The 25612-nt window shown below is 33.9% G+C and carries 20 protein-coding genes and 1 pseudogene; 4 read left to right on the top strand and 17 right to left on the bottom strand.

Translation table 11 applies throughout. The features are described from left to right. Together PYW35_RS01295 and PYW35_RS01290 are read left to right on the top strand one after the other, a co-directional pair. Positions 1-1428, top strand: coding sequence for a glycoside hydrolase family 32 protein (locus PYW35_RS01295; protein ID WP_103322352.1), 1428 nt, complete (start codon positions 1-3; stop codon positions 1426-1428). Between the two features lie 383 nt (positions 1429-1811). Beyond that, positions 1812-2789: a LacI family DNA-binding transcriptional regulator gene (locus PYW35_RS01290; protein WP_103322354.1), complete on the top strand. Its 978-nt coding sequence runs from the start codon at positions 1812-1814 to the stop codon at positions 2787-2789. A gap of 77 nt (positions 2790-2866) precedes the next feature. Here PYW35_RS01290 and betA read toward each other — a convergent pair whose 3' ends face one another. Further along, positions 2867-4549, bottom strand: coding sequence for a choline dehydrogenase (gene betA / locus PYW35_RS01285; protein WP_103322355.1), 1683 nt, complete (start codon positions 4547-4549; stop codon positions 2867-2869). A gap of 39 nt (positions 4550-4588) precedes the next feature. After that, positions 4589-6079, bottom strand: coding sequence for a betaine-aldehyde dehydrogenase (gene betB, locus PYW35_RS01280; protein ID WP_103322356.1), 1491 nt, complete (start codon positions 6077-6079; stop codon positions 4589-4591). A 208-nt stretch (positions 6080-6287) separates the two neighbouring features. On the opposite strand from betB, the gene cudC reads away from it, so the two are divergent. Then, the gene (gene cudC, locus PYW35_RS01275) at positions 6288-6842 is read left to right on the top strand and encodes a choline uptake/conversion transcriptional regulator CudC (RefSeq protein ID WP_016912194.1); all 555 of its coding nucleotides are present in this window, start codon (positions 6288-6290) and stop codon (positions 6840-6842) included. Positions 6843-7107: 265 nt separating this feature from the next. After that, positions 7108-8664: pseudogene (locus PYW35_RS01270) on the top strand (IS3 family transposase). A gap of 500 nt (positions 8665-9164) precedes the next feature. Here the strand turns inward: PYW35_RS01270 and cysC are convergent. The 15 genes from cysC to PYW35_RS01195 form a co-directional block, all read right to left on the bottom strand. Continuing rightward, complete coding sequence (gene cysC, locus PYW35_RS01265; protein ID WP_016912017.1) at positions 9165-9764, bottom strand: adenylyl-sulfate kinase; 600 nt, start codon at positions 9762-9764, stop codon at positions 9165-9167. Between the two features lie 19 nt (positions 9765-9783). Next, entirely contained in the window at positions 9784-10962 is a 1179-nt protein-coding gene (sat, locus tag PYW35_RS01260) for a sulfate adenylyltransferase (RefSeq protein WP_103323041.1), read from the bottom strand. Positions 10963-10977: 15 nt separating this feature from the next. Further along, positions 10978-11886, bottom strand: coding sequence for a sulfite exporter TauE/SafE family protein (locus PYW35_RS01255; protein ID WP_016912019.1), 909 nt, complete (start codon positions 11884-11886; stop codon positions 10978-10980). Between the two features lie 3 nt (positions 11887-11889). Beyond that, positions 11890-12522 carry an NAD(P)-binding protein gene (locus tag PYW35_RS01250; protein WP_103323040.1) on the bottom strand — a complete coding sequence of 211 codons (633 nt, stop codon included), beginning with the start codon at positions 12520-12522 and terminating at the stop codon, positions 11890-11892. Positions 12523-12547: 25 nt separating this feature from the next. Then, complete coding sequence (locus tag PYW35_RS01245) at positions 12548-13288, bottom strand: sirohydrochlorin chelatase (RefSeq protein ID WP_103323039.1); 741 nt, start codon at positions 13286-13288, stop codon at positions 12548-12550. Between the two features lie 15 nt (positions 13289-13303). After that, on the bottom strand, positions 13304-14074 hold the full coding sequence (gene cobA, locus PYW35_RS01240) for a uroporphyrinogen-III C-methyltransferase (RefSeq protein ID WP_103323038.1): 771 nt from the start codon (positions 14072-14074) through the stop codon (positions 13304-13306). A 20-nt stretch (positions 14075-14094) separates the two neighbouring features. Then, a complete protein-coding gene (locus PYW35_RS01235) occupies positions 14095-15798 on the bottom strand; it encodes an NADPH-dependent assimilatory sulfite reductase hemoprotein subunit (RefSeq protein ID WP_390894122.1) in 1704 nt (567 codons plus the stop codon). A gap of 14 nt (positions 15799-15812) precedes the next feature. Further along, complete coding sequence (locus PYW35_RS01230; protein ID WP_103323036.1) at positions 15813-17633, bottom strand: assimilatory sulfite reductase (NADPH) flavoprotein subunit; 1821 nt, start codon at positions 17631-17633, stop codon at positions 15813-15815. A 110-nt stretch (positions 17634-17743) separates the two neighbouring features. Then, the gene (locus PYW35_RS01225) at positions 17744-18475 is read right to left on the bottom strand and encodes a phosphoadenylyl-sulfate reductase (protein ID WP_103323035.1); all 732 of its coding nucleotides are present in this window, start codon (positions 18473-18475) and stop codon (positions 17744-17746) included. A gap of 232 nt (positions 18476-18707) precedes the next feature. Continuing rightward, positions 18708-20330, bottom strand: coding sequence for a BCCT family transporter (locus tag PYW35_RS01220; protein ID WP_016912026.1), 1623 nt, complete (start codon positions 20328-20330; stop codon positions 18708-18710). 384 nt (positions 20331-20714) lie between these two features. Continuing rightward, entirely contained in the window at positions 20715-21404 is a 690-nt protein-coding gene (locus PYW35_RS01215; RefSeq protein WP_016912027.1) for an LrgB family protein, read from the bottom strand. Continuing rightward, positions 21401-21784 carry a CidA/LrgA family protein gene (locus PYW35_RS01210; RefSeq protein ID WP_016912028.1) on the bottom strand — a complete coding sequence of 128 codons (384 nt, stop codon included), beginning with the start codon at positions 21782-21784 and terminating at the stop codon, positions 21401-21403. The genes PYW35_RS01215 and PYW35_RS01210 overlap by 4 nt, the downstream gene beginning before the upstream one ends. A 199-nt stretch (positions 21785-21983) precedes the next feature. Further along, positions 21984-22868, bottom strand: a complete 885-nt coding sequence (locus tag PYW35_RS01205; RefSeq protein WP_103323653.1) for a LysR family transcriptional regulator — start codon at positions 22866-22868, stop codon at positions 21984-21986. Positions 22869-22903: 35 nt separating this feature from the next. Then, complete coding sequence (locus PYW35_RS01200) at positions 22904-24238, bottom strand: sodium-dependent transporter (protein ID WP_103323652.1); 1335 nt, start codon at positions 24236-24238, stop codon at positions 22904-22906. Positions 24239-24404: 166 nt separating this feature from the next. After that, positions 24405-25478, bottom strand: coding sequence for a YkvI family membrane protein (locus PYW35_RS01195; RefSeq protein ID WP_016912031.1), 1074 nt, complete (start codon positions 25476-25478; stop codon positions 24405-24407). Positions 25479-25612: the final 134 nt, after the last annotated feature.

The raw sequence follows: 25612 nt of genomic DNA, 5'->3' as shown, positions 1-25612 counted from the left end.
ATGACTAACGAACAAATTCAAATTACTAATGACCGCTATAGACTCGGTTATCATGTTATGCCTAAATCTGGTTGGATTAACGACCCAAATGGCTTCTGCTATTTTAATGAGTATTATCATATCTTTTATCAACATTATCCGTATAGTCCTGAATGGGGACCAATGCATTGGGGACATGCTCGAAGTAAAGATTTAGTACATTGGGAAGACTTGCCGATAGCATTAACACCAGGTTCTACAGAAGATAAAGATGGATGTTTCTCAGGCAGTGCAATTGTTAAAGATGATACTTTATACTTGTTTTATACTGGTCATCATTATTATGGAGACAATGATCCAGACCATTTTTGGCAAAATCAAAATATGGCATATAGTACAGATGGTGTGAATTTTACAAAGTATGAAAATAACCCAATTATCGAATCAGAGCCTGAAGACAATACACATCATTTCAGAGATCCTAAAGTTTGGGAAGATAACGGTAAATACTACATGATTCTTGGAAGCCAAGGAAAAGATGGATTAGGCAGAGTCATTCTGTATCAATCTGATAATTTAAAGGAATGGGATTATATTGGTGATATAGCCAAATCTGAAAGCATAGAAAAGGAAGGATTTATGTGGGAATGTCCAGACTTCTTCTCATTAAATAATAAAGATATTTTATTATGCTCTCCTCAAGGGATTAAACAGCAAGGAAAAGAATATTTAAATTTATTCCAAACAGGTTATTTCCTGGGACATTTAAATGAAGAGAAGACCACATTTAGTCATGATAGATTTATAGAGTTAGATTATGGTCATGATTTTTATGCTGCACAAACTACAACTACACCTGATGGCCGAAGAATTCTAATTGGTTGGATGGCTATGTGGGAAAGTCCTATGCCTGAAAAAGAGGATGGATGGGCTGGTGCTTTAACTTTACCAAGAGAACTTGTATTGCTCGATAATCATTTATATATGAAACCTGTCGATGAATTAAAGGAACTTAGAACTCAGACATTGGATTCTGGACATATATATTTAGAAGAGCCTACATTATTATCAAAACAATCTTCACATATAGAAGTGAATTTAGAACATAAGTTTGAAGAAAGAAAAGAAATAACAACTTCATTCGAATTAAAAGATGCGTCTAACCAATTATTATTATCTTTAAATTATGATAATCAAACAAATGAATTTGAACTATACCGTCCAGACAAAGACGACTCACGATTTGCACTAATCTCAGCTAAAAACACAGTGGAACTACAAATATTCATTGATAAAAGTTCAGTAGAAATATTTATTAATGGAGGAGAAGCTGTATTTACAGAACGCTATTATACTGAAGACGTTCCTCAAGTTTGGATAAATGCCTCTGATGGCGTTGCAACAAATTACGATCTATATCAACTAAATGAAAAAGCAATGCAATATTAATAGTCACCTCTCATGAGGTCCTAACCATAGCCTTAGGCAAGCATACACTTTCTGAAGACTACAATTCAGAACAGTAGAACATAAATCTATAAATTTAGCATAATAAACGATATCCCTCACGATTTTGTAAAGTGCTGACGCCTGAGGGAATAGTATAAGAGAGAGACTACAGGCTCGAACCATACCCCTAGGCAAGCATGCACTTTCAAAATCGTAAGACTTTTAAAACAATTAAAAGATCTCTTCACTAGTTTAAAACCTAATGAAGAGATCTTTTTATTTTGGTTTGGTTTTGTTGTGTTGACCTGTATTTAATGAAGTTATATTGATTTTTGATATAATGATGATTAATAGCTTAAATACTGAATCGAGGGGAATTTAAAATGAAACCTAAATTAGATGATGTTGCCAAATTAGCGAATGTTTCAAAGACAACTGTTTCTAGAGTATTGAATAAACGAGGCTACTTAAGCCAAGAAACAATCGATAAAGTTTATGATGCTATGGAAAAATTAAATTATCAACCTAACACTGTAGCACGACAACTATATAACAAAAAGACTCAAATTATAGGTTTAATATTCCCTACAGTAACGAATCCATTTTTTGGAGAACTCGTTGAGGAATTAGAAAAGAAACTTTACTTACAAGGTTATAAAGTCATTATAGGTAATTCTATGAATGACCCTGAAAAAGAAACAAACTATTTAAACCAACTGCTATCTAATCAAGTAGATGGACTCATTGTTGGTACTCATAACCGCAACATTCAACAATATAAAAATGATAATTTACCTATCGTTGCAATTGACCAAATTATGAACGAAGATATTCCTATTATAGAATCAGATAACTACTTAGGTGGGCAAATCGCAACACAAAGATTAATTGATAAAGGCGCTAGAAAGATCATACATATTGCAGGACCAGATTATCTTAACACACCCGCTCAAAGACGCCGCAATGCATATGAAGATACTATGGAAAAATATAATCTAGAACCCATTTGTTATACGGTCGACTTCAATATACCTTATAAAGATAAAATTCAAATATTCAATCGCATGTTTGAAGAGCAACCCGATATTGAAGCTATATTTTCATCAAATGATTTAGATGCTGCAATCATCATGAAACTCGCTAAAAATTTCAATAAAAAAATACCAGAAGATATATTACTCATAGGGTATGATGGCACACAACTCATGCGTACCATTTTCCCAGAGTTAACGACTATTATTCAACCTATCAATCAAATATCATCAAAAGCCATTGAAGTATTGAATGATAGATTAGAAAGCAAAGAAACATTAAAAGAATATATCCTCCCTGTTACCCTGTGGGAAGGCAGTACAAGTTAAACAAAAACCACCCTATCCATTAGAATTCACTTTGGATAGGGTGATTTTTTATATAATTCAATCATTTAAAATTTATATTATTTCATAATGCCTGCATCTTTAGGATGTACGCCATGTTTATAGTAATCTATTTCTTCTGGCTCTAAAGGTTTTTTACCTCTAATAATATCTGCCGCTTTTTCTGCTAACATCAGTACTGGCGAATGGATATTACCATTTGTTGTACGTGGCATTGCTGATGCGTCAACGACTCTTAAGTTTTCCATGCCGTGTACTTTCATTGTTTCTGGGTCAACAACAGCCATTGGGTCTGATGCTGGTCCCATTTTAGCACTACATGATGGGTGCAATGCTGTTTCTGCATCCTTCTTAACCCAATCTAAAATTTCTTCGTCTGTTTGGACTGAAGGCCCTGGAGATATTTCTCCGTCATTATATGGTGCTAAGGCTGGTTGAGTTAAGATGTTTCTTGCTACTTTGATCGCTTCAATCCACTCTTGTTCATCTTCTTTTGTAGATAAATAGTTAAAGCGAATTTTAGGTTTTACGAATGGGTCTTTTGATTTAATTTTCAAGCTACCTCTTGAGTTAGAGTACATAGGTCCAATATGAACTTGGAAACCATGTTTCGCATCTGCTTTTTGTCCGTCGTAACGTACTGCAAGCGGTAAGAAGTGGAACATGAGATTTGGATATTCTACGGTATCATTTGACCTAACAAATCCTCCACCTTCAAAATGGTTACTTGCTGCTGGTCCTTTACGACCAAATATCCATTGTAAACCAATGAAAGGCATTTTGAATTTGTTTAAACTTGGTTGTTCTGATACTGGTTTAGAAGATGCATGTTGAACATAAACTTCTAAATGATCTTCGAAGTTCTCACCTACACCTGGTAAATGTACGCGTGTTTCAATACCTAAAGAGTTTAAGTGTTCTGAATCACCAATACCTGAAAGTTGTAATAGTTGTGGGGTATTGAACGCACCACCAGATAAGATGACTTCTCCAGCTCCTACTGTATGTTTCTTACCATTTTTCTTAAATGTAACACCAGTTGCTTTTCTACCTTCGTAATTAATTTCTGTTACAAACGCTCTTGTTTGTACTGTTAAATTTTTACGTTTCATTGCTGGTCTTAAGTATGCAAGTGAAGCTGAAACTCTTCTACCATTATGAATTTGACTATCGAACGGTCCAAAACCTTCTTGTCTAAATCCGTTCACATCTGGTGTTTTATTGAAACCAGCTTGAACACCTGCATTAAAGAATGCTTGGAATAATGGATTCGTTGCAGGACCTCTTCTCAATTTGATTGGACCATTATGACCACGATATTGATCTGATTTATCTGCTCCAAAAGTTTTTTCTAGTTTTTTAAAGTATGGTAGACAATTTGCGAATTTCCATGTTTCCATGCCTTCAGGTGCTCCCCATCCTTCATAATCCATAGGGTTACCACGTTGATAAATCATACCATTGATTGAACTAGATCCACCTAATACTTTACCTCTTGCATGCGCTACTTTTCTACCGCCCATGTGAGGTTCTCCCTCAGTTTCATATTTCCAGTCATAGAATCGATTACCTGATGGAAACATAAGTGCTGCTGGCATTTGAATGAATAAATCCCAAGCATAGTCACTTCTGCCTGCTTCTAATACTAAAACGCTCTTATCTTTATCTTCACTTAAACGACTTCCTAATACTGAACCGGCACTTCCGCCACCGATAATTATATAATCATAAGATTTCTTCATCTTAATATCCTCCTACGCTTTCCATAATCATTGTTGTTTTTATTTACTAAACCAATTCACTGGTTCAGGATTTATATTTGTATAAATATGTTTAGAAATGATATATTCCTCTAAACCTTCTTTACCTAATTCTCTACCGATACCAGATTGTTTATATCCGCCCCATGGTGCTTGTGCAAAGTAAGGATGGAAATCATTAATCCAAACAGTACCCATCTTCAATTTATTTGCTACACGGTTTGCTTTAGCTAAATCTTGAGTAAATAAACCTCCAGCTAAACCATAAATTGAATCATTAGCTAGCTCGATTGCTTCTTGTTCTGTAGAGAAGCCTTCTATCGTTACAACTGGTCCGAATACTTCTTCTTGAACAATTCGCATTGAAGTATCACAGTTTGTAATGACTGTAGGTTCAAAGAAGAAACCATCTTGTAAATCTGCTCTATCTGGACGTTTACCACCAGCAGCAATTGTAGTACCTTCTTCTTTCGCAACTTCAATATATTTCTCAACTTTGGCACGATGCTCACCAGAGATAAGTGGACCCATTTCAGTTTCTTGATCGAAGCCATTGCCAATTTTAATTTTATTAACTCTATCCACTAATGCAGATTCAAATTGTGCTTTAATATCGTTGTGTACGATTATGCGTGAACCAGCTGAACAAACTTGACCGGCATGGAAATAACCACCATTTAAAGCTTGATCGACAGCTAATTCTAGATCCGCGTCATCAAAGATGATGTTAGGATTCTTACCGCCTAATTCAAGTGCAATGTTTGTCACGTTATCTGCTGCACGTTTCATAATATGCTTACCAGTTTCAATACCACCAGTAAATGAAACAAGGTCGACCTCTTTATGAGATGACAATACATCACCAACTTCTGAACCTTTACCTAGCACGAGGTTAATCACACCATTTGGAAAACCAACTTGCTCCATTAATTCAAATATACGAATTGTTGTTAGCGGTGTAATTTCACTTGGTTTCATAACGAGTGAACAACCTGTTACTAGAGCAGGCGCAATTTTCCATGAAGCTTGAAGTAATGGATAATTCCAAGGTGTGATTTGAGTAACAACACCAACAGGCTCCTTAACAACTTTACTTTCTGAATTAGGGATAGGTGATTCAATAATTTCACCACCGTCATTTCCTGCTAATCCAGCGAAATACATAAATACGTTATGAATATCATCCATATCTGCATAAGATTCTTCTAACGTTTTACCAGTATCTAACGTTTCAAGTTCAGCAAGCTCTTCTTTATGTTCTTTTATTAAATCTGCTATTGCTCTAACTTTTTGACTTCTATTCTCACTTGTCTCATGTGACCACTCACCTGTTTCAAATGACTTTCTTGCAGCCAAAACAGCTTGTTCGGCATCTTCTTTAGTACCTTCTGATACTGAAATTACAACTTCTTGATTATATGGATTCATAATTTCGCGAGTCGCTTTATTAGAAGCTTCTACCCACTCACCATTTATAAATTGACGTCTAGATAAACGATCTATATATCCCATTTAAACTACCTCCGTTAACTTTGTTAAATTTTTATTTAACGAACTTTACAAACTTATGGTAGCATATAAATATAAACCCCGTCAAATCTTCAAAGTCTTTTTAAAACTTGTCTTTATACAAGTATTACTAATAGACATGTAGCGGAAAAGTCACTACAATGTATAGGAATTCGTGGTACAATTAAAGTAATTATTGGAGGTGTATGTAATGGTACGTTCAGATAACTACAAAAAGCAATTAGACCAAGCTAAAGACATCGTAATTAACGGAATCGGAGAAACGATGGATTTATACGGTATCAACCGAAGCGTCGGTAATCTATATGGCACGATGGTGTTTGAAGGTAGTATGACACTAGATGAAATGCGCGAACAACTTCAAATGAGCAAGCCGAGCATGAGCGCTGGTGTTAAGAAACTACAAGAGTATGATATCGTCAAACAACAATTTACAAGAGGAAGCCGAAAGCAACATTTTATCGCTGAGAAAGACTTCTTTATATTCTTTAATAACTTCTTCTCTAGAAAATGGGATCGTGAAATTTCTATTAATATGGATTCTGTAAAAGACGCAGAAGTATTGCTACAAAAAATTATAGATGCAGATGACGTCGATGAAGAAACTAAAGAAGAAGCCATTATTATTTATACACAGTTAGAAGACTATAAAGTTTATTACGAATGGTTATCGAATATTAGTAATGCCATTAAAACAGGCGAAATATATAAATATTTCCCTATACCAGAACGTAGAAATCAATAAAAAACAACACACTCAAAAAAATAAACATCTCATTTCTAGAAGGCTGTCTAGAGATGAGATGTTTTTTTGAGTCTTCATGCGATTTGGCTGGGTTTTATCGTAATCGCACAATATCTTTTGAGTCTTCGTGCTTTATATTCAGTATTTACCAAAATCGCACGATATCTTTTGAGTCTTCGTGCTTTATATTCAGTATTTACCAAAATCGCACGATATCTTTTGAGTTGATATGCTCCCTTCAAAGTAGACAGTTAAAAACAAAACTTTGAAGGGAGTTTTTATATATGAAGAGAAAAATAAAGTTATCTGTTGAGACATTTTTAAAATTATTTGAAATAGTTGAGGATGGTTATAGTTTTGAAACTGCTTTAAGAAAACTTGATTTGAACTATAATTCTAAAGAATTAAGATACAAATATCATATGTATCTTGAACACGGGATAGATATTCTAATACCACATGCTTCTAGACCCAAATATTCAAGGAAGTTAAAAGAGAAGGTAGCTCAAGATTATTTAAACAAAGGTATTTCACTAGAAGGTTTAGCTATTAGATATAACATAAGAAGTAAATCAACTGTACGTCAGTGGATAATTCAGTATACTGAGGGTAAGAAAAATAAATCACATGAACCCGAGGTGTATATCGTGAATCCTAAAAAAACGACATTAGAAGAAAGAATTGAGATTGTAAAATACTGCTTAGATCACAATATAACGTACAAAGAAGCTTCTGAAAAATTCAATTTAAAATATAGCCAACTTTACAGTTGGATTCAAAAGTATAAAGAACATGGTAAAGATGGTCTTATTGATGGTCGAGGTAAAGGTAAGCCACAAAGCATCATGACACCAGAAGAAGAGTTGAATGCGCGTATAAAAGCACTTGAAGAAAGAAATAAATATTTAGAAATGGAAAACGAAGTATTAAAAAAAGAGGAAGAGATCGAGAGGCAGTTGATGAAACAAAAATCAGGCAAGAAGCATCGTACAAAACGGTCAAATCGCTAAAAGATACTTATCCAATAGTATGGTTATGCCAAGTACTAGAAATTTCTAGAGCGAGTTATTATAAGTGGATGAGCCGAAAGGCACCACGATTAGAACAGGAAAACAAAGAATTAATCGGCGATATCATAGATATATTTAATAAGTATGAAGGCATTTATGGTTATAGACGTATATACATTTATATTAGATTAAAGCTACAGAAAAAAGTTAATCACAAACGTATATACAGACTAATGAAACAAATAGGTTTAAAAGCTGTTATCAGAAGAAAGCGAAAGAAATATATAAAGAGCACACCTTTCTATGTCGCAGAAAATGTACTTAATCGCGAATTTAATGAAACAGTTCCAAATAAAAAATGGTTAACTGATGTGACTGAATTCAGATTGAAAACCGGGCAGAAAGCTTATTTAAGTGCAATTTATGATCTTGGTAGTAAAAAAATAATCAGTCATGAAATCAATTTATCCAACAATAATGAGTTTGTATTTAAAACCATAAAAAAAGCAATAAGAGGCAAAAATACCAAGGGTATTTTATTGCATAGTGATAGAGGCTATCAATATACAAGTCCATCATTCAAAGAGATTTTAAAAGAAAACGGCATGATTCAAAGTATGTCTCGTGTAAGCAAGTGCATTGATAATGGACCTATGGAGAATGTATGGGGCATAATAAAAAGCGAATTATTTAAAGGAAGTAAGATGCATAGTTTTGAAAATATTGATAAAGCAAAGCATAGTATCAATCAATACATTAAGTTTTTTAATGAAGATCGAATTACATTAAAAATGGCTGCCCTCATAGCTTAAATATGAAGACAGCCCAAATTTCATTTTTTAGTTGTCTACTTGACAGGGTGCAGTTCAAGTCTTCGTGCGTTTTATCCAGTATTTACCAAAATCGCACGATATCTCTTAAGTCTTGCAACATTCAGTGCTTCTATGTTGCTTGTTTAGTGAGTCTTGCAACTTTCAGTGCTTCTATGTTGCTTGTTTGGTCAGTCTTGCAACATTCGGACCTTCTATGTTGCTTGTTTGGTCAGTCTTGCAACATTCGGACCTTCTATGTTGCTTGTTTGCTCAGTCTTGCAACATACAGCCCTTCTATGTTGCTTGTTTGCTCAGTCTTGCAACTTTCAGTGCTTCTATGTTGCTTGTTTAGTAAGTCTTGCAACATAGAGCATGTACTTAAAAGAACAAACGAAAATATTTAAGGAAAATAGATATTTATAACGATTTTAAAACATAAAAAAGGTCTCTTCTCTAGGCGATAGCCTAATGAAGAGACCTTTTATTTTAAGAACAGCTATTTATAAATATTGCTTTTCTTTTAAGTATGACACGATTTTATTGACTGATTCTTCAATGCTTTCGTGTTCTGTATCTATAACAATCTCCGGGTTAGATGGTTCTTCATAAGGAGCGTTAATGCCAGTGAATTCTTTGATCTCACCATTTCTTGCTTTTTTATAAAGTCCTTTAGGATCTCTTGTCTCACATTCGTCTAAGCTACATTTTGTAAATACTTCGATGAATTCTCCGTCTTCAAGAATGTTTCTTACGATGTTACGGTCTTCTTCATACGGTGAAATAAATGCTGTCATTGTAACAACACCAGCATCTACCATAAGTTTACCTACTTCACCTATACGTCGAATATTTTCTTTTCTATCTTCTGGACTAAATCCAAGATTTTGATTTAATCCATGACGAATATTATCACCATCTAAGCGATATGATGTGATTTGTTGTTCAAATAATGCTTTTTCTAAAGCAACTGAAATTGTTGATTTCCCTGATCCAGACAAACCTGTAAACCAAATAACGACGCTTTTATGGCCGTTTCTTTCTTGTCGTTGTTCTTTTGTTACTTCTGAATCGTGCCATGTGATATTTGTTGACGCGCTCATTGTTTCACTCCTAAAGAAATTAGTTTTGTTTTAAGCCTTTAATTAATACATCTGCCACTTCTGGTCTAGAGAATTCTTTTGGTAATTGCTCACCGTTACGCAATTTTTCTCTTACTTTTGTTCCGCTTAAATGTACATGCTTGGATTTATCATGTGGACATGTTTTGGCAGTTGTCATATTTTCACAAACTGTACAGAAAAATGCATGTTCAAATTTAAAGATTTGAATATCGATTTCATCTTCATATTGAGCAATCAATTCTTGTGCATCATAAGTGCCATAATAATCACCTACACCTGCATGGTCACGACCGACAATAAAGTGCGTACAACCATAGTTTTTACGTACTAGTGCATGTAAAATCGCTTCACGTGGGCCAGCATATCTCATAGCTGCAGGATATATTACAAGTCTTGTTCTTTCTTCAGGATAATAATGTTTTAAGATGACTTGATAACTTTCCATTCTAATTTCTGCTGAAATATCATCAGACTTTGTTTCACCTACAAGTGGATTTAATAGTAAACCATCTACTGATTCAAGTGCTATTTTTTGAATATATTCATGAGCTCGGTGAACTGGATTTCTTGTTTGGAAACCAACGACTGTTTTCCATCCTAGCTCTTTAAATAATTCACGCGTTTCACTAGGATCTAAATGGAAATCACTAAATTCATCATGCTTAGGACGGTCTACTAGTTGAATAGGACCTGCAAGATATACATTGCCTTTTTCATAAACACGTTTCACACCAGGATGATCGACATCTGTTGTGCCATAAACATTTTGAGCTTCTTTTGATTTATCATAAGTATATTTTTCTTCAAGGTTTAACACACCATATAGATGATCATCTTCACCATATAAAGCGATGCTTGAACCTATTTCAAAGTTGTTTGCTTCTTCTTCTGTAACTGGCAATGTAATTGGAATACTCCATACTAAGCCATTTTCTAGGCGTACATTCTCTACTACACTCACGTAATCTTTCTCACCTAAAAATCCTGTTAACGGACTGAAACCACCAATTGCGATAAGTTCTAAGTCCGATAAACTCCAAGGATTTAATGTTAACTTAGGAAACGATTGCGCTTCTTCAATTAATTGTTCTCTTTCTTGACCTTTAACTTGACGATTGATCAATTCGCCACCATGAGGCTTGATCGTTTCTTTAGTCTTTTGAGTTGTTGATACCATCAATGTTCACTCCTATTAATTAATTTGGTCTACTTCTTTTGATTTTTGGTTTTGAATGTTGAAAGGAAATTTATTATGTTGGTAAAGTGTAAATAAGACGAGACCTAACCAAGCAACGACAATACCAATTTTTACTATGTTGATTGTTGCTTCATTGCTTACAAAGTTACCTAATAATACACTGCTATTTGTAAATATGATTAGTCCGCCTACAAGTACTGCAAGAACATATACTGGTAAAGTTTTCACTAACCAAGCTGAGAATGGCGCTGCAACTACACCACCAAAAGCTAATGCCACAACGAGTAGTAAGTTAATTTGACTCCATCCAAGGAAAATAATAAAGCCTAACGAAGTAGAAATTGTTACAAAAAATTCACTCGCTGAAACAGTACCAATCACATATCTCGGTTCAATTTTATTTTGAGATAGCAATAAAGGTGTGTTAACTGGACCCCAGCCTCCTCCACCTATTGCATCTAAAAATCCTGCAATAGCGCCTTGAGGAACAAGGACAAATCCAGATAACTTACCACTGTTTAATTTATTGTTTTGTTGTTTTTTAAACACAAATTGATAAATAATATAAACACCCATCGTTAATAAAAATATGGCTATAAATGGTTTTATAAAATCACTATGTAGGTTACTAAGCACACCCGCACCTATAAACCCTGTAATTGCACCTGGTAAAGCAAGTTTTAAAATGATGGATTTATCTACGTTTTTAAACTTTAAATGTGATATACCAGACGCTGCTGTCGTTGCAACTTCAGAAAAATGAATTGTTGCAGATGCGATTGCTGGGGCAACACCAAATGTTAATAATAGTGAAGAAGAAGTTGCGCCAAATCCCATCCCGAGAGAACCATCAATTAATTGAGCTAAAAATCCCACAATTGCAAATATCGTTAGTTTTCGCATATGCTACTCCTCTCTTGCCCTCTTTTTAGGTTGTCGTTTTAACCAATTTGTTAATTTCTCTTGTTCATCTTCATCAAAATATTGATCAGATAAAATGGATTCTAACAATTGATTCTTTTTTGCTTTTTCTAGGTCTAATGATTTAATGATTATGCGACATTCATATAAGAAATCTACATATTCTGCATAATCAATAGGATATTGCTTATCTAAATCATTCAAAATATTACTAACTAACTTCGGACTTGCACCAGTTGAAGTTACGCTTATTTGTAATTTCCCTCGTTTTAATGTCCCAGGAAATATAACGTTGCCACCTTGTGCATCTCCGACCATATTGATGAGACTATGAATAGGGGCTGACTTTTTAATAACATCATTTACCTCTTCTTGATTTGTAGCAGAAATAATAAGTTCATCATTATCCAAATCCTTTGATTCGAAAGATTTTTTATACCATATTATTTTTTCATCAAGATAAAGTTGATATAAATTGCCTGTCAGGTCTGGGCTGATGACGTGAATCGTTGCATCACTATCGAGCAAGGCTTTCACTCTTCGTTCAGCAATTTTTCCACCGCCGATGACTTTAATCTGCTTATTTGTTAAATCAATATTGAGAGGAACATATGCCAATTTAAATCACCCTTTAATCATATATTCAGACTTTTTGAGTAGTAAGTGTTTCAAGTACACGGTCTTTCAATGCTTCTTGTATAGAAGGATGATGACCTAAATGTTCACATACGATAATGTCACTTTTCGTATTATGTTCTTTAACCGTTTTCTCTATATGACGTTCTAAAACGCCAGTGAACCAGAGATAAGGTGCTATAAATATTTGAGAATGTTCTGCTTGTAACGCTCTTTGTAGCGCATCTTCAAAGGAAGGCTCACATGCAGCTAAATAACAAACTTCTACATTTTTAAATTCAGTCGTTTCGTTTAATGCATTGCCAATAACTGATATATCTATTTGAGTTTGAGGATTATAACTTCCTCTTCCTACAACGAGCAATTTCGCATCTTCTTTGAGTGAAACATTCGTTTCTTCAATGCGCGCTTTAAGAATAGCTGTTAATCTTGGTTGAACACCTAAAGGCTCTCCATAAGTAAATGTAACTTCTGGATATGATTTCTTTATTTCGTCAATTTCATTAGGTATATCTTTAAAATAATGACCTGCGCTGAGCAATAATACTGGTATAACAGATATTTCAGTAGCACCATTGTCTATTAATTTTTTTACACCTTGCTGAATATCAGGTTGTGCTAACTCTAAGAAGCAAATTTCTTGTAGTGGAATATCTATTTTCTTTTTAACGGATTCAATAAAAGAAATAGCCTCATCTGTCGCCTCTTTAATTCTGCTACCATGACTGACATATAATACGCCTATCATTGTATCCCTCCAGTATTAATAAATAAGTTGTGGAACATGTTGTTCGTCTGCTACTTCCTCAAACCAACTCATCTTTTCTCTTAGTTTTACAACTTCTCCTATGACGATCATTGCAGGATTTTTTATATGTTTAGATTTCGTTATAATATCATCTAAAGTTCCAGTAACCGTTACTTGATGATTTGATGTGCCGCAATGTATTAATGCAACAGGTGTATCAGAACTTCTACCATGTTTTACTAACAATCTTTTAATTTCTGGCAGCTTTTTGACACCCATATAAATGCAAAGCGTTTCAGGACCTAAAGCTAAATGTTTCCAATATTCATCTTCATCAACCGAATCTTTCATTACACCTGTAATAAAAGCAACTGACGAACTGTAATCTCTATGAGTTACAGGAATTCCGGCATAAGCTGGTGCTGCAACACCAGCTGTAATACCTGGAACAACTTCAAATTGGATGTCATGATTTTTTAATGTTTCTGCTTCTTCACCACCACGACCGAATATGAAGGGATCTCCACCTTTTAGTCGTGTAACGGTATAACCTTCTAAAGATAATTTCACAAGTAACTCATTAATTTCATCTTGTGTTAATGAGTGATTGTCAGGGCTTTTTCCGCAGTAAATCATTTTTGTATCTTCAGTCGCATAATCAAGCAACGCTTTATTAACGAGTCGATCGTAAAGAATGACGTTAGACTGTTTAATTGCTTTAATACCTTTAACTGTTATTAGATCTGGATCGCCCGGTCCAGCACCAACCAAGAATACTTTGCCCATTCTTTCACCCCATTTTTTGATTAACTATGAAAGTCTTGTCCTGAATGCACTTCTTTAATAATGCCTTTACGGATAACAAAGTCTCCAAAGTGTTCGCCATCATTTTTTTCTTTACCATATTGAATAAGAATTGGTTTTAAACTTTCTAAAATTTCATCTTCACCAATATTTTCTTTATATAGTTTGTTTAGACGGTCTCCTTTGAATCCACCACCAAGATACATGTTGTATTTACCTGGTGCTTTACCGATAAATGCAATTTCAGCTAATGCTGGTCTCGCACATCCGTTAGGACAACCTGTCATACGAATTGTAATTTCTTCTTCGTTTAAGCCCGCTTCATCTAAAAGACCTTCAATTTTATTAATAAGTGTAGGTAAATAACGTTCAGATTCAGCCATTGCTAAACCACAAGTAGGGAAAGCTACGCAAGCCATTGAATTTCTTCTAAGTCCTGTATAATGTTCGCCGTCTGTAATATTATATTTATCTATAATTTTTTGAATTTCATTCTTTTTACTTTTGTCTACATTAGCAATAATTAAGTTTTGGTTAGGTGTTAAACGGAAATCTCCAGTGTGAATTTCAGCAATTTCTCTTAAAGCTGTTTTTAGCTTGTAGTCTTGTGTATCTTTCACACGCCCATTTTGTATAAATAGTGTAAAGTGCCATTTGCCACTACCTTCAGTCCAACCGTAACGATCTCCATTATGTTTAAACTCAAATGGTCTTGGCTCTTCAATTTCCCAACCAAGTCTTGAATTCAACTCTTCACGAATCCAATCCACGCCTAGTCGATCAACTGTATATTTGAATCGAGCATTTGCTCTATTCTCTCTATTACCATGATCTCTTTGAATTGTTAAAATCTTTTCACAAACATCAATTGCTTCTTCTTTAGGGAAGTAACCAAGCAATCTACCTACTTGAGGATATGTCTTAGTATTACCATGTTTCATACCCATACCACCGCCGACAGTGACATTGAACCCAACTAATTGGCCATCTTCAATAATTGAAATAAGTCCAATATCTTGTGAGTAAACATCGATATCATTTGAAGGTGGTACAGCGATACCGATTTTGAATTTTCTAGGTAAATAAGTTCTACCGTACATTGGTTCTACTTCTTCTTTAGTATCAATAATTTTTTCGTCGTCTAACCAAATTTCATGATACGCGCCTGTTTGTGGAGATAAGTGATCACTAATATCAGTTGCAAGTTGATCGACTTCTTTATGAACGCCTGATTGATACGGATTCGGGTTACACATAACATTTCTGTTTACATCACCACATGCTGCAAGTGAATCCATCACTGCATGATGAATACTTTGCATAGAACTCTTTAAGTTTCTTTTTAAAATGCCATGGAATTGAAATGCTTGTCTTGTCGTTAATTTGATTGTGTCGTTTGCATATTCTGTAGAAATATCATCCATTGCAATCCATTGATCAGCTGTTGCAGTACCACCCGGCACTCTAACTCTAATCATGAAGCTATAAGCTGGTTCTAGCTTTTGCTTACGACGCTCGTCACGGATGTCTCTATCATCTTGCATGTAGCTTCCGTGGAATTTAAGCAATTTCGTATCATCTTCAGCTATTGCGCCAGTGATTTCATCTGCTAAACCTTCTTTAATTGTTCCTCTTAAATAATTACTTCTATTTTTAATGTGTTCCAGTTCATCTAATTTTTCGGATAAATTAGTTTGAGTGCTCACAATAATGCCCCCTCTTAATAAATATCTCTTTGATATCTTCTGTCTTTTTTCAATTGAGTTAAAAATTCTTCTGCTTCTTCTTCGTTATAATGGCCCTCTTTTTGAATGACATTCAAAATGGATTGATGCACATCTTTAGCCATGTGCTTTTCATCTCCACAAACGTATATAGCAGCGCCTTCTTGAATCCATTGATAAAATTCTTTACCATTTTCTTCGATTCTATGTTGTACGTATACTTTTTCTTCTGAATCTCTAGAGAAAGCAACGCTCAATTTATCAAGCACACCATCTTTCAACCAGCCTTGCCATTCTGTTTGATATAAAAAGTCTGTTGTAAAATGTTGTTCTCCAAAGAATAACCATGCTTTATTATTAAGTTCTAGTTCTTCTTTTTCTTGAATATAAGATCTAAATGGTGCTACACCTGTACCAGGACCAATCATGATAACTGGTGTTTCATTTGTTTTAGGGAACTTAAAGTTCGGGTTCTTTTTCAAGTAAATAGGTACTGTATCTCCCGGCTCTAATCGTTCAGCGAATTGAACTGAACAAACACCTTTTCTATCTCTATCATTTGCATGATATCTAACGGCACCAATTGTAAGATGTACTTCATCTTGTGTCGCTTGGTAACTACTCGCAATTGAATATTCTCGAGCTGGTAATTTTCTTAAAATTTGATGTAACGCATCTGGCTGTAAATCTTCTGGTGGGAAATCATTGAGTAAATCAATTAAATCTCTACCTTCAACGTATCCGTATATCCATCTGTCTTTTTTAACTTTTTCGGATAACACACCATTTCCAAAAATATTAGCTGCTTTCGTAACAATTGGTTTTGTAAGTTTTGTAATTTCAAAATGGTTTGTAAGTGCATCACGAAGACTTAACGTATCGCCTGCATCATTAATAGGAACACTTTCATCTGGATCCCAAACGAGTGTTTCAATTAATTCTGATACTACTTCCGGATCATTTTTAGGGAATATACCAATACAATCTCCCGGTTCAAAGGAATCATTGAAACCTTCTAAAGATAGCTCAATGTGTCTGACTTCTTTATTTGAACCTCTACCATTTAAGTTAATGTTCTCAAGTATTTCAGCTTCGTAAGGATTAGTTCTAGAATACGTTTGAGTAGCCGATATATCTTCTGAATCAATTTTAACTGGCTCATCAGATTCATGAACTGATGTTTGTCCAATTGAATTCAAGATGTCTTCCATCCATTTTTCAGCTGGTTCATCAAAGTCTAAGTCACAATCAACTCTAGGATGTAATCTCTCTGCTCCTAGTTCTTCTAGTCTCTTATCAAAATCTTTACCCGTCTGACAGAAGAATTCATATGACTCATCTCCTAGAGCTAAGACAGAGTATCTTAAGTCATTTAACTTAGGTGCCTTACGACTATGTAAAAACTCATGGAAAGTAATGGCATTATCAGGTGGATCACCTTCACCATGAGTTGCAGTAACGATAAATAAATCTTCTACTTTCTTTAAATCTTTCGTTTTGAAATCTTCCATACATGCAAGATTAACGTTAAATTCATTTTCTTTTAATTTACTTTCTAACGTTTCAGCTATTCCTTGAGCATTTCCTGTTTCAGAACCAAACAATATTGTAATGTCTCTCGTTTTTGGTTTTGGTTCATTACTCACTGCTACAGTTGGTTCAACAACTGACACGCTTGATTGATTACTTTGGGCAGCTGCCGCTATTAAATAACCACTAAACCAAACTTTCTGTTCTTTTGTAAGCGTTGAAAGTACTTGATTTAATTTTTCTGACTGTTCTTGATTAAATGGGCTGTTTGTTACTGTTAATTCCAAAAATGTCACCTCATCCTGTCCAATTTTTAAATTACACAATTTTACTATTCTTATTGGAATAGTATGTTTTATACTAAAAAAAGATTATAAAAATCTTTTAATTAGATCATTTACTTAGGTTTACTATTCGCTGTATGCAGTCCACATTCAGTCTTGTTGAAATTCTTCCATCTTCCTTCACGTGAATCCCCTGAAGACGAAACTTGTGATGTACAAGGTATGCACCCGATACTAGGATAATTGGAATCATGCAATTCGTTATAAGTTAAATCATGACGTTCCATATAAGCCCATACATCATCCCAAGTCCAATAAATTAAAGGACAAACTTTTATAGCTTTAAATCTTTCATCCTTATTAATGAAATCTGTATTTTGTCTACTTGGAGATTGTTCTCTTCTTAACCCTGAAACCCAAGCTGTCGCACCAGATAATACTTCTTCTAACGGTTTAATCTTTCTTATATAACAACATTGATTTGGATCACTCGTCCACAAAGCTGGTTCATATTGATCAGCTTGCTGTTCCAATGTTAAATCCGGTTTTTTTAATTCGATATTCAATGAAGGATATCTTTCTTTAACACGATCAATTAAGTCGTAAGTTTCTTGAAAGTGTAAATCTGTGTCTAAAAATACGATTTTCGCATCTTTTTTAACTTTTGATATTAAATCTATCAAAATCATACCTTCTGCCCCGAAACTACAAGAATATACTATAGAATCTCCGTAATGTTCATATGCCCATTTAATTATTTGATATGCACCTTTCGTTTCATCGTCAATATCAATATCTTTAAAAGGATCAGTGTCAAAACGTTCATAAGTTAACACTTCTGCCATGATATATAACGTCCTCCTTATGCTTATTTCTCTCGTTTTTCTGTCTAAAAATCCATCGATTTACAGTAAATTATTTTAAACAGATAAGAATACTAAGAAATAATAAATTATGATGTTTAGCATACCCGATACACAGTATGATGTCAACTGTTCTTTTTTAATTTTCAGTCAATTTAATATAAAAAAATGCCCGTAATTTCTTCTCAAAAATTACGAACATTTTTTAAACAATCTATAAATTATCGTCTTCTTTTTTCTCTCGAACTTGGACGATTCTTAATGAACGTCGTTCTACTTCTTTGAGCCTGTCTGCTCGTTCTTCTAATTTAATCCGATCTTCATTTAATGTTCGTATAAATGAGATCATCATCATAACAAATATAACTGTTAACGGTACACTCGCTAAAATAGAAGCAGTCTTTAAAACATCCAATGCTTGTTCTCCGCCTACTAACATTAAAGAGAATGGTAATAAACATAAAGCAAAGGCCCAGAATAAGCGATTTGCTTTTAATGGTTCATCAATCACTTCTTTTTGAGTTGCTGCAGCTAATATATATGAACCCGAATCAAATGTAGTAGCTAAATATAAGAATGCTGAGATTAAGAATAAGACAATCATCACTTTGGGGAATGGTAATTGATGCATTACTTCTATAATAGTTGCTTCTGCACTATGTTGGTTTAAAAATTGAATAACATCAAACTGTCCTGAAATTTGTAAAAAGACAGCATAGTTTCCGAAAATACCAAAGAATAATACGCAACCTAAAGTCCCATATATAATTGTTCCTAATATCACTTCTTTTAAAGTACGCCCTTTTGAAATTCTCGCGATAAACAGACCTATAAATGGTGCGTATACTAACCACCATGACCAGTAGAATATCGTCCAGTCTTGTGGGAAATTGGTTTCTTTTCTATTTCCAATTCCACCAAACGGTTCTAACCAAGTTGCCATTTGGAAGAAGTTCTTAAGCATATTACCAAATCCAGTTACAGTAGTTTCCATTATAAATACTGTCGGACCAACAATCAGTACGATACCCAAAATTAAGAACGTTAGCCAAACATTAATGTCACTTAATTTTTGTATACCTTTTTTCAATCCTGTATATGAGCTAAATGCAAATATAACTGTGATGATGATTAATATGATACTTCGCATGACCATACTTTCACCGTCGAGTCCTGTTAGTCGTTCAACACCTGCTGAAATCATTGGTACACCGAGTGCTAAAGATGTTGCTGCACCACCAAGCAAACCAAAAATAAACAAAATATCTACAACTTTACCAGCAAATTTGTCAGTTTGCCCTTTTAAAATTGGTCTACAAGCTTGGCTGATTTTATAAATCGGTTTTTTCTTAACAAATACTAAGTATCCAATAGGTAATGCAGGTAACACATAAATAGCCCATGCAATCGGTCCCCAATGGAACATGCCATACATTGTTGCATATTGGAGTGCTTCATCTGTCATACCTTTCGCACCATATGGCGGCACTTGATAGTAAAACGCCCACTCTATTACACCCCAGTATAGAATATCGGAACCTATACCTGCACAAAACAGCATAGATATCCAACTAAAATTATTAAACTCAGGCTTATCACTCGCTTTGCCTAGAGTAACGTTTCCATATTTACCAAACGCTATGTATAATACAAACGCAAATACAATCAAGCCAAGTAATAAATACCATGGACCTAATGAATTTGAGATCATGTCATTAAGGCTTGTTATAACTTCTTGACTAGCTTTTGGGAATACCATCATCGGTATAACTGCTACAAGCAATACAGCGACCGTCCCGTAAAATGTCCACCAGTCCATTACTTTATGTTTCTTCACTTCTGAACACTCCTCGTTGTCGATTAATGTACATCGTCAATATAATCACTATTAATGAACACGATGATTTAAATCACAATAAAGACACTATAGTTTTTTCAATAATAATGCAAATTAAATACAATGAAGAATGTCGCTTGTTATGAATAAATATATATAAACAAGTATTTAAAATCTTTACAAATATTGCTATAACGGTTGCGTTAAGTTATTATTTAACAAACATTACAAACCTTACATACTTTTATTTCGTATTATTATACATAATTAATGAATAAAAATTTATATTAAAATTATGAATTTCTCTATGATTTTTCACAAAAAATTAGAAGTTATAGTGATTTTACACCATAACTTCTTTTATAATTCACTATTATTAACAATTTAAATATAAGTCATCATTAAGTAAAGAAAAGGTAACAAAATTGCGCTTAACACTGCAGTTAATATCATACCAATTGTGCTAAACGCGCCTGCTTGCAAGTTAGTCTCTAATGCTTTCGCTGTACCAAATGCGTGGGATGCATTCCCATACGTTAAACCTTTCGCTAAATCACTTTTAAACCTAGCTTTACTTATATAGAAATTACCTAGAATACTACCTATTAAACCCGTAGCAATAATTAACATAACGGTTATCGTATCTGTTCCACCCATTTGATGTGAAACTTCTATACCTACTGCAGCCGTCATCGATCTTGGCAATACGGTAACAATAGTCGAACTAGGGTAGCCCATTACATAAAGTGCGCCATATATCACAATAAAATTAACCATAATACCCGTTAATACGCTAGAAATGATAATTTTAAAGTTCGCGACAATTAATTTTCTATATTTATATAAAGGGAACGCTAAGCTCACAACCGAACAATCTAAAAATTGATGTATCCAAGAGCCACCTGTCATATAGTCTGTATAGTTGAATCCTAGAATAAGCAATACGCTCACTATCATGATTGAAGATATGAGCGCAGGATTAAGCATAGGATGGTTATATTTAAGTTGTAATTTCTTAGCGATTATAAAACATCCAAGTGTTAACAATATCATTGTAATTGTTTTTATAATCATGATGCATTCTCCTTATTCGCTTTATTTATATTTAAAATCTTTTCACAAACATAGCCAGATGACAGCGCAACTAAACTCGTCGTTATAATCAATAACACAACCATAATGATGTAGCTTGGTCCAATTTGATCTGCGATATCCATTACACCAACAATAGAAGGTACAAAAAATAGAATCATAACATTAATCAATTTATTAGCGCCAACTTCAATCCAATGCTCAGGCAAAATACCCGTTAATAGCAAGAAAAACAGAAATGCGAGGCCAACAATACTTCCAGCAATCGGTATATGCAGTATTTCTTGTAGCCATTTTCCAATTTGCGTAATCATATATATGAGAGATACTTGGAATAGTATCTTAATAAATAGTTTCATCATTTAAACACAACCTTTTATAAATCGTTATAGACATCATTATAGGGGCATTTGAACTATTAATAAAATACATATTATCGATATAAACTATTCCGTTTTGGAATACATAAAAAAATCAGAAATATAAAAATCACCCAATCCGAAAATGTATCCAACGGATTGGGTGATTTATTATAAGAAAGGGAATGATCTCCCAAGCTGCTTATTTCTTTTTTAGTGATTCTTTTAAAAATATTATCCATTCATTTGTAACGTTGTTAACGTATGCGCCTTTTTTCCAAATGAGTCCTAGATGCCAATATATTTTCTCACCTTTAAGTTCAATCATTCTAACATCATTACTCATTTGCTCTGCTATGCTTCGAGGGACTATTGAAAGTCCTAGTCCCCTCTCTATCATATTGCTTATAAAAGTCAGTTGTGATATTTTCGCTACAGTTTTTGGATAGAAACCTTCTTTACGACAATTTTCTATAATCATATCTCTTAAATAATAATCATCATGAAATAGCACAAATTCCTCATCTCTCAGTTCGCTAATGGCAACTTGTGCTCTTTGAGCGAACTTATGTGATTTGTAAACGACTAAAAACAACTCTTCTTTATACAAAGGCATACTATTATATTTAGAAGAGTCTACGGGTAATGTTGTTACACCAATATCCACTTCATCTTTATTGATATAGTGTTCTACCGCTTTCCCGCCGCCTTCAGTCACTTCATATGTAACATTCGAGTATTTCTTATGAAAATTTTCCAGACTATCTGTAATGAGATCCACTTTTATCATCGGTGATAAGCCTAATCTGATATGTCCTCGTTGAACTTCAAATATATCATTGAGTTCTAATGTTAAATGATCAAATAACGTTAAAAATTCTACTGCTTTATCATAAAATACTTCTCCCGTATCTGTCAGTTTAATATGTTTTTGAGAACGGTCAAAAAGTGTTACATCAAATTCATTCTCAAGATTTTTAACAGCTTTACTTATTGTTGATTGCGCTACAAACAAATAATCTGCAGCTTGTGTCATACCACCATTTCTAACGATTTCCACAAAATACTTCAACTGTTTAAATTCCAATTATGACACCTCTTTTCATGGATTTCGTTTCGAATTTAAAGTGAGCATATAAATACGATAATAATAATGATAGGTATGATATATCTCATTAAGAATTTCCATAATTCAAACCATTTTAAAGATAGTTGGTTACCCATTTGGAATTCTTTTTTCACGATTGCTTGATCCATTCTAAATGAGATGAATACCGCTATGAGCAAACATCCAATCGGTAGAAGTATATTACTTACTAAATAATCTGTTGCATCGAATATAGATTTACCGAATATAGATACATCTGCCAGAACACCATATGATAATGAAGATGGTATACATGCAATAAATGTTAACAAGCCTATTATCCATACAATTTTAGTTCTAGATCTTTTACCTTCTTTTTCTAATGCCGAAATAATGATTTCGAATTGACTGAAAGATGATGTCAATGTTGCAAATAAGAATAACAGTAAAAATAAAGTTAAGAATATTGAACCGAATGCCATTTGACTAAACACATTTGGTAGTACTATGAATAATAAACCGGGTCCTTCAGTCGGTTCCAATGAAAATGCATATACGACTGGGAAAATAGCCATACCAGCTAAGATTGAAACGACGATATTCATAGCCGATACGGTCGCAGCTGATGTAGGTAAGCTTTCCTTTTTACTCAAATAAGAACTGTAAGTAACCATACATGAAAAGCCTACTGCTAACGAGAAGAATGACTGTCCAAGTGCATACAATACACCTTCTGCTGAAAAATCTTCAAAATTAAAACTAAAGAAGAAAGATAATCCTTCAGATGCACCTTCTAAAGTAACTGCTCTTATAACAAGTATGATAAAGAAAATAAATAGTAAAGGCATTAAAATATTATTCGCACGTTCAATTCCTTTTTTAATACCAAAATTCAAGACGATGACGTTCATTAAGATAAACACGAATACACCGATGAGCACTGTGAAAGGTTGTCCGATAATCTGTTCGAATATTTGACCGTAATTTGCATCATCAGAAATAATATTCCCCGTTAAACCTAATAGCGTATAGATCGTTATCCATCCACCAACTACACTGTAGAAAGATAGTAATAAGAAACATCCAACGACGCCCAGTCTACCCGTTATTCTCCAAGGTGATTTAGGTGCCAATGAATCATAAGCAGCAACCGCTTCTTTACTCGTAGAACGTCCAATTATAAATTCTGATATTAACATTGGTAATCCTATAAATAGCGTAAATATAACAAACAACAGTAAGAAAGCACCACCGCCGAATTGACCAGCAACATATGGGAATTTCCATATTGCCCCAATACCGATTGCAGCACCAGCAGATGCCATAATAAATCCTAATTTAGAAGACCATTGATCTCTTATTTTTTCCACGTTATCACTCCATTCTTGTCACTTAACCCTTTATTGAAGTATAACTTATAATTGTAGACTACACAGTAAGAAATTTATGATTATGCGTTTACATATATTCATATGTAAACTTACAAATAAAAACTGCCACAAAGTTAACCTTTGCAGCAGATAATGAACATGATATTTAAAGTTCTTTTTTTCCAAACTTCATTTTAAATGGTGCATATAAGAGCGCTAATATGAGTACTAACCCTAAATAGCCAATTAGCGGATAGAAAATGGCAACTAAATCTGTAAATCCTACAAAGCTTAAGCCTAATCCAACGATTACAGATACCGTATAGAATATTTTGAAAGGTGTTGAACCGACAAATGTAAATCTAGAAGCAAACGCATAAAACATGCCTAGTCCTGTATTAAATATCATGCCGAATATAACAATCGCCATGAGGACACCTAAGACAGGAGATATTTCATTGACAATACCTAACATCGGCATATCGAGATCTCCTACTGTATCGATTTTAGTGAAAATAGCTAAATGACTTAATATAATCATTAAACCTAAAGCAATACCACCGATTAAACCACCAATACTAGCGATTTTAGAATCTTTTTCAGCACCACCCATGACAATCGCCATTGATGCACCTACCGCAGTATTAAATGACGCATAGTTAATACCTGCTATAAACCAGTTTGGCAATGGTGATGAATGTGCCACTGATAATTTATTTAATTCAGCAAACGATGTATCTACAGTGAAGAAACTATACACTGAAATGATGACGATAAAGACAATAAGAAACGGTGTTATGTTCCCTATTACTTTAACTACTCCTTCAACTTTTAACATACCTGCAAAAAGAATAAGGACAGTCATAATTAAAGTACCGATAATAGGTGCGATACCAAATTGTTGGCTTAAATTTGAACCTGCACCTGCCAACATTACGACACCTACACCAAATAGTGTGAAGATAATAACTAAATCAATAATCCATCCTACAATAACGCCAATAACGGATCTTCCAGTTATTTTATGTATGACTTCTTTATGTGAATCTGTCTTCATTTTACTTCCGAGCCAAACAAGCATCATACCTACATAAGCAAACAATGCTGTTGTTATGATAGCTCCAAATATTCCCATAATGCCGAAGCTTGTGAAATATTGTAGCACTTCTTGACCAGATGCAAATCCAGCACCTACTATTACACCTATAAAAGCACATGCTATCAAAATAATTCTCTTCATAAAACTCACTCTCCCCTTATGTACACTATATCAAATTTCAGGGTTAATTTTTTAAATATTAAATTATTTTTTATAATTTTTATTTATGAATAGAAAACATTTGCAATCGCTTTCATTTTGTGAATTAAAAAGCT

This window comes from Mammaliicoccus vitulinus, from assembly GCF_029024305.1.
GTDB classification, from domain to species: Bacteria; Bacillota; Bacilli; order Staphylococcales; family Staphylococcaceae; genus Mammaliicoccus; species Mammaliicoccus vitulinus.
This window is presented reverse-complemented; position numbering and strand designations above follow the sequence as displayed.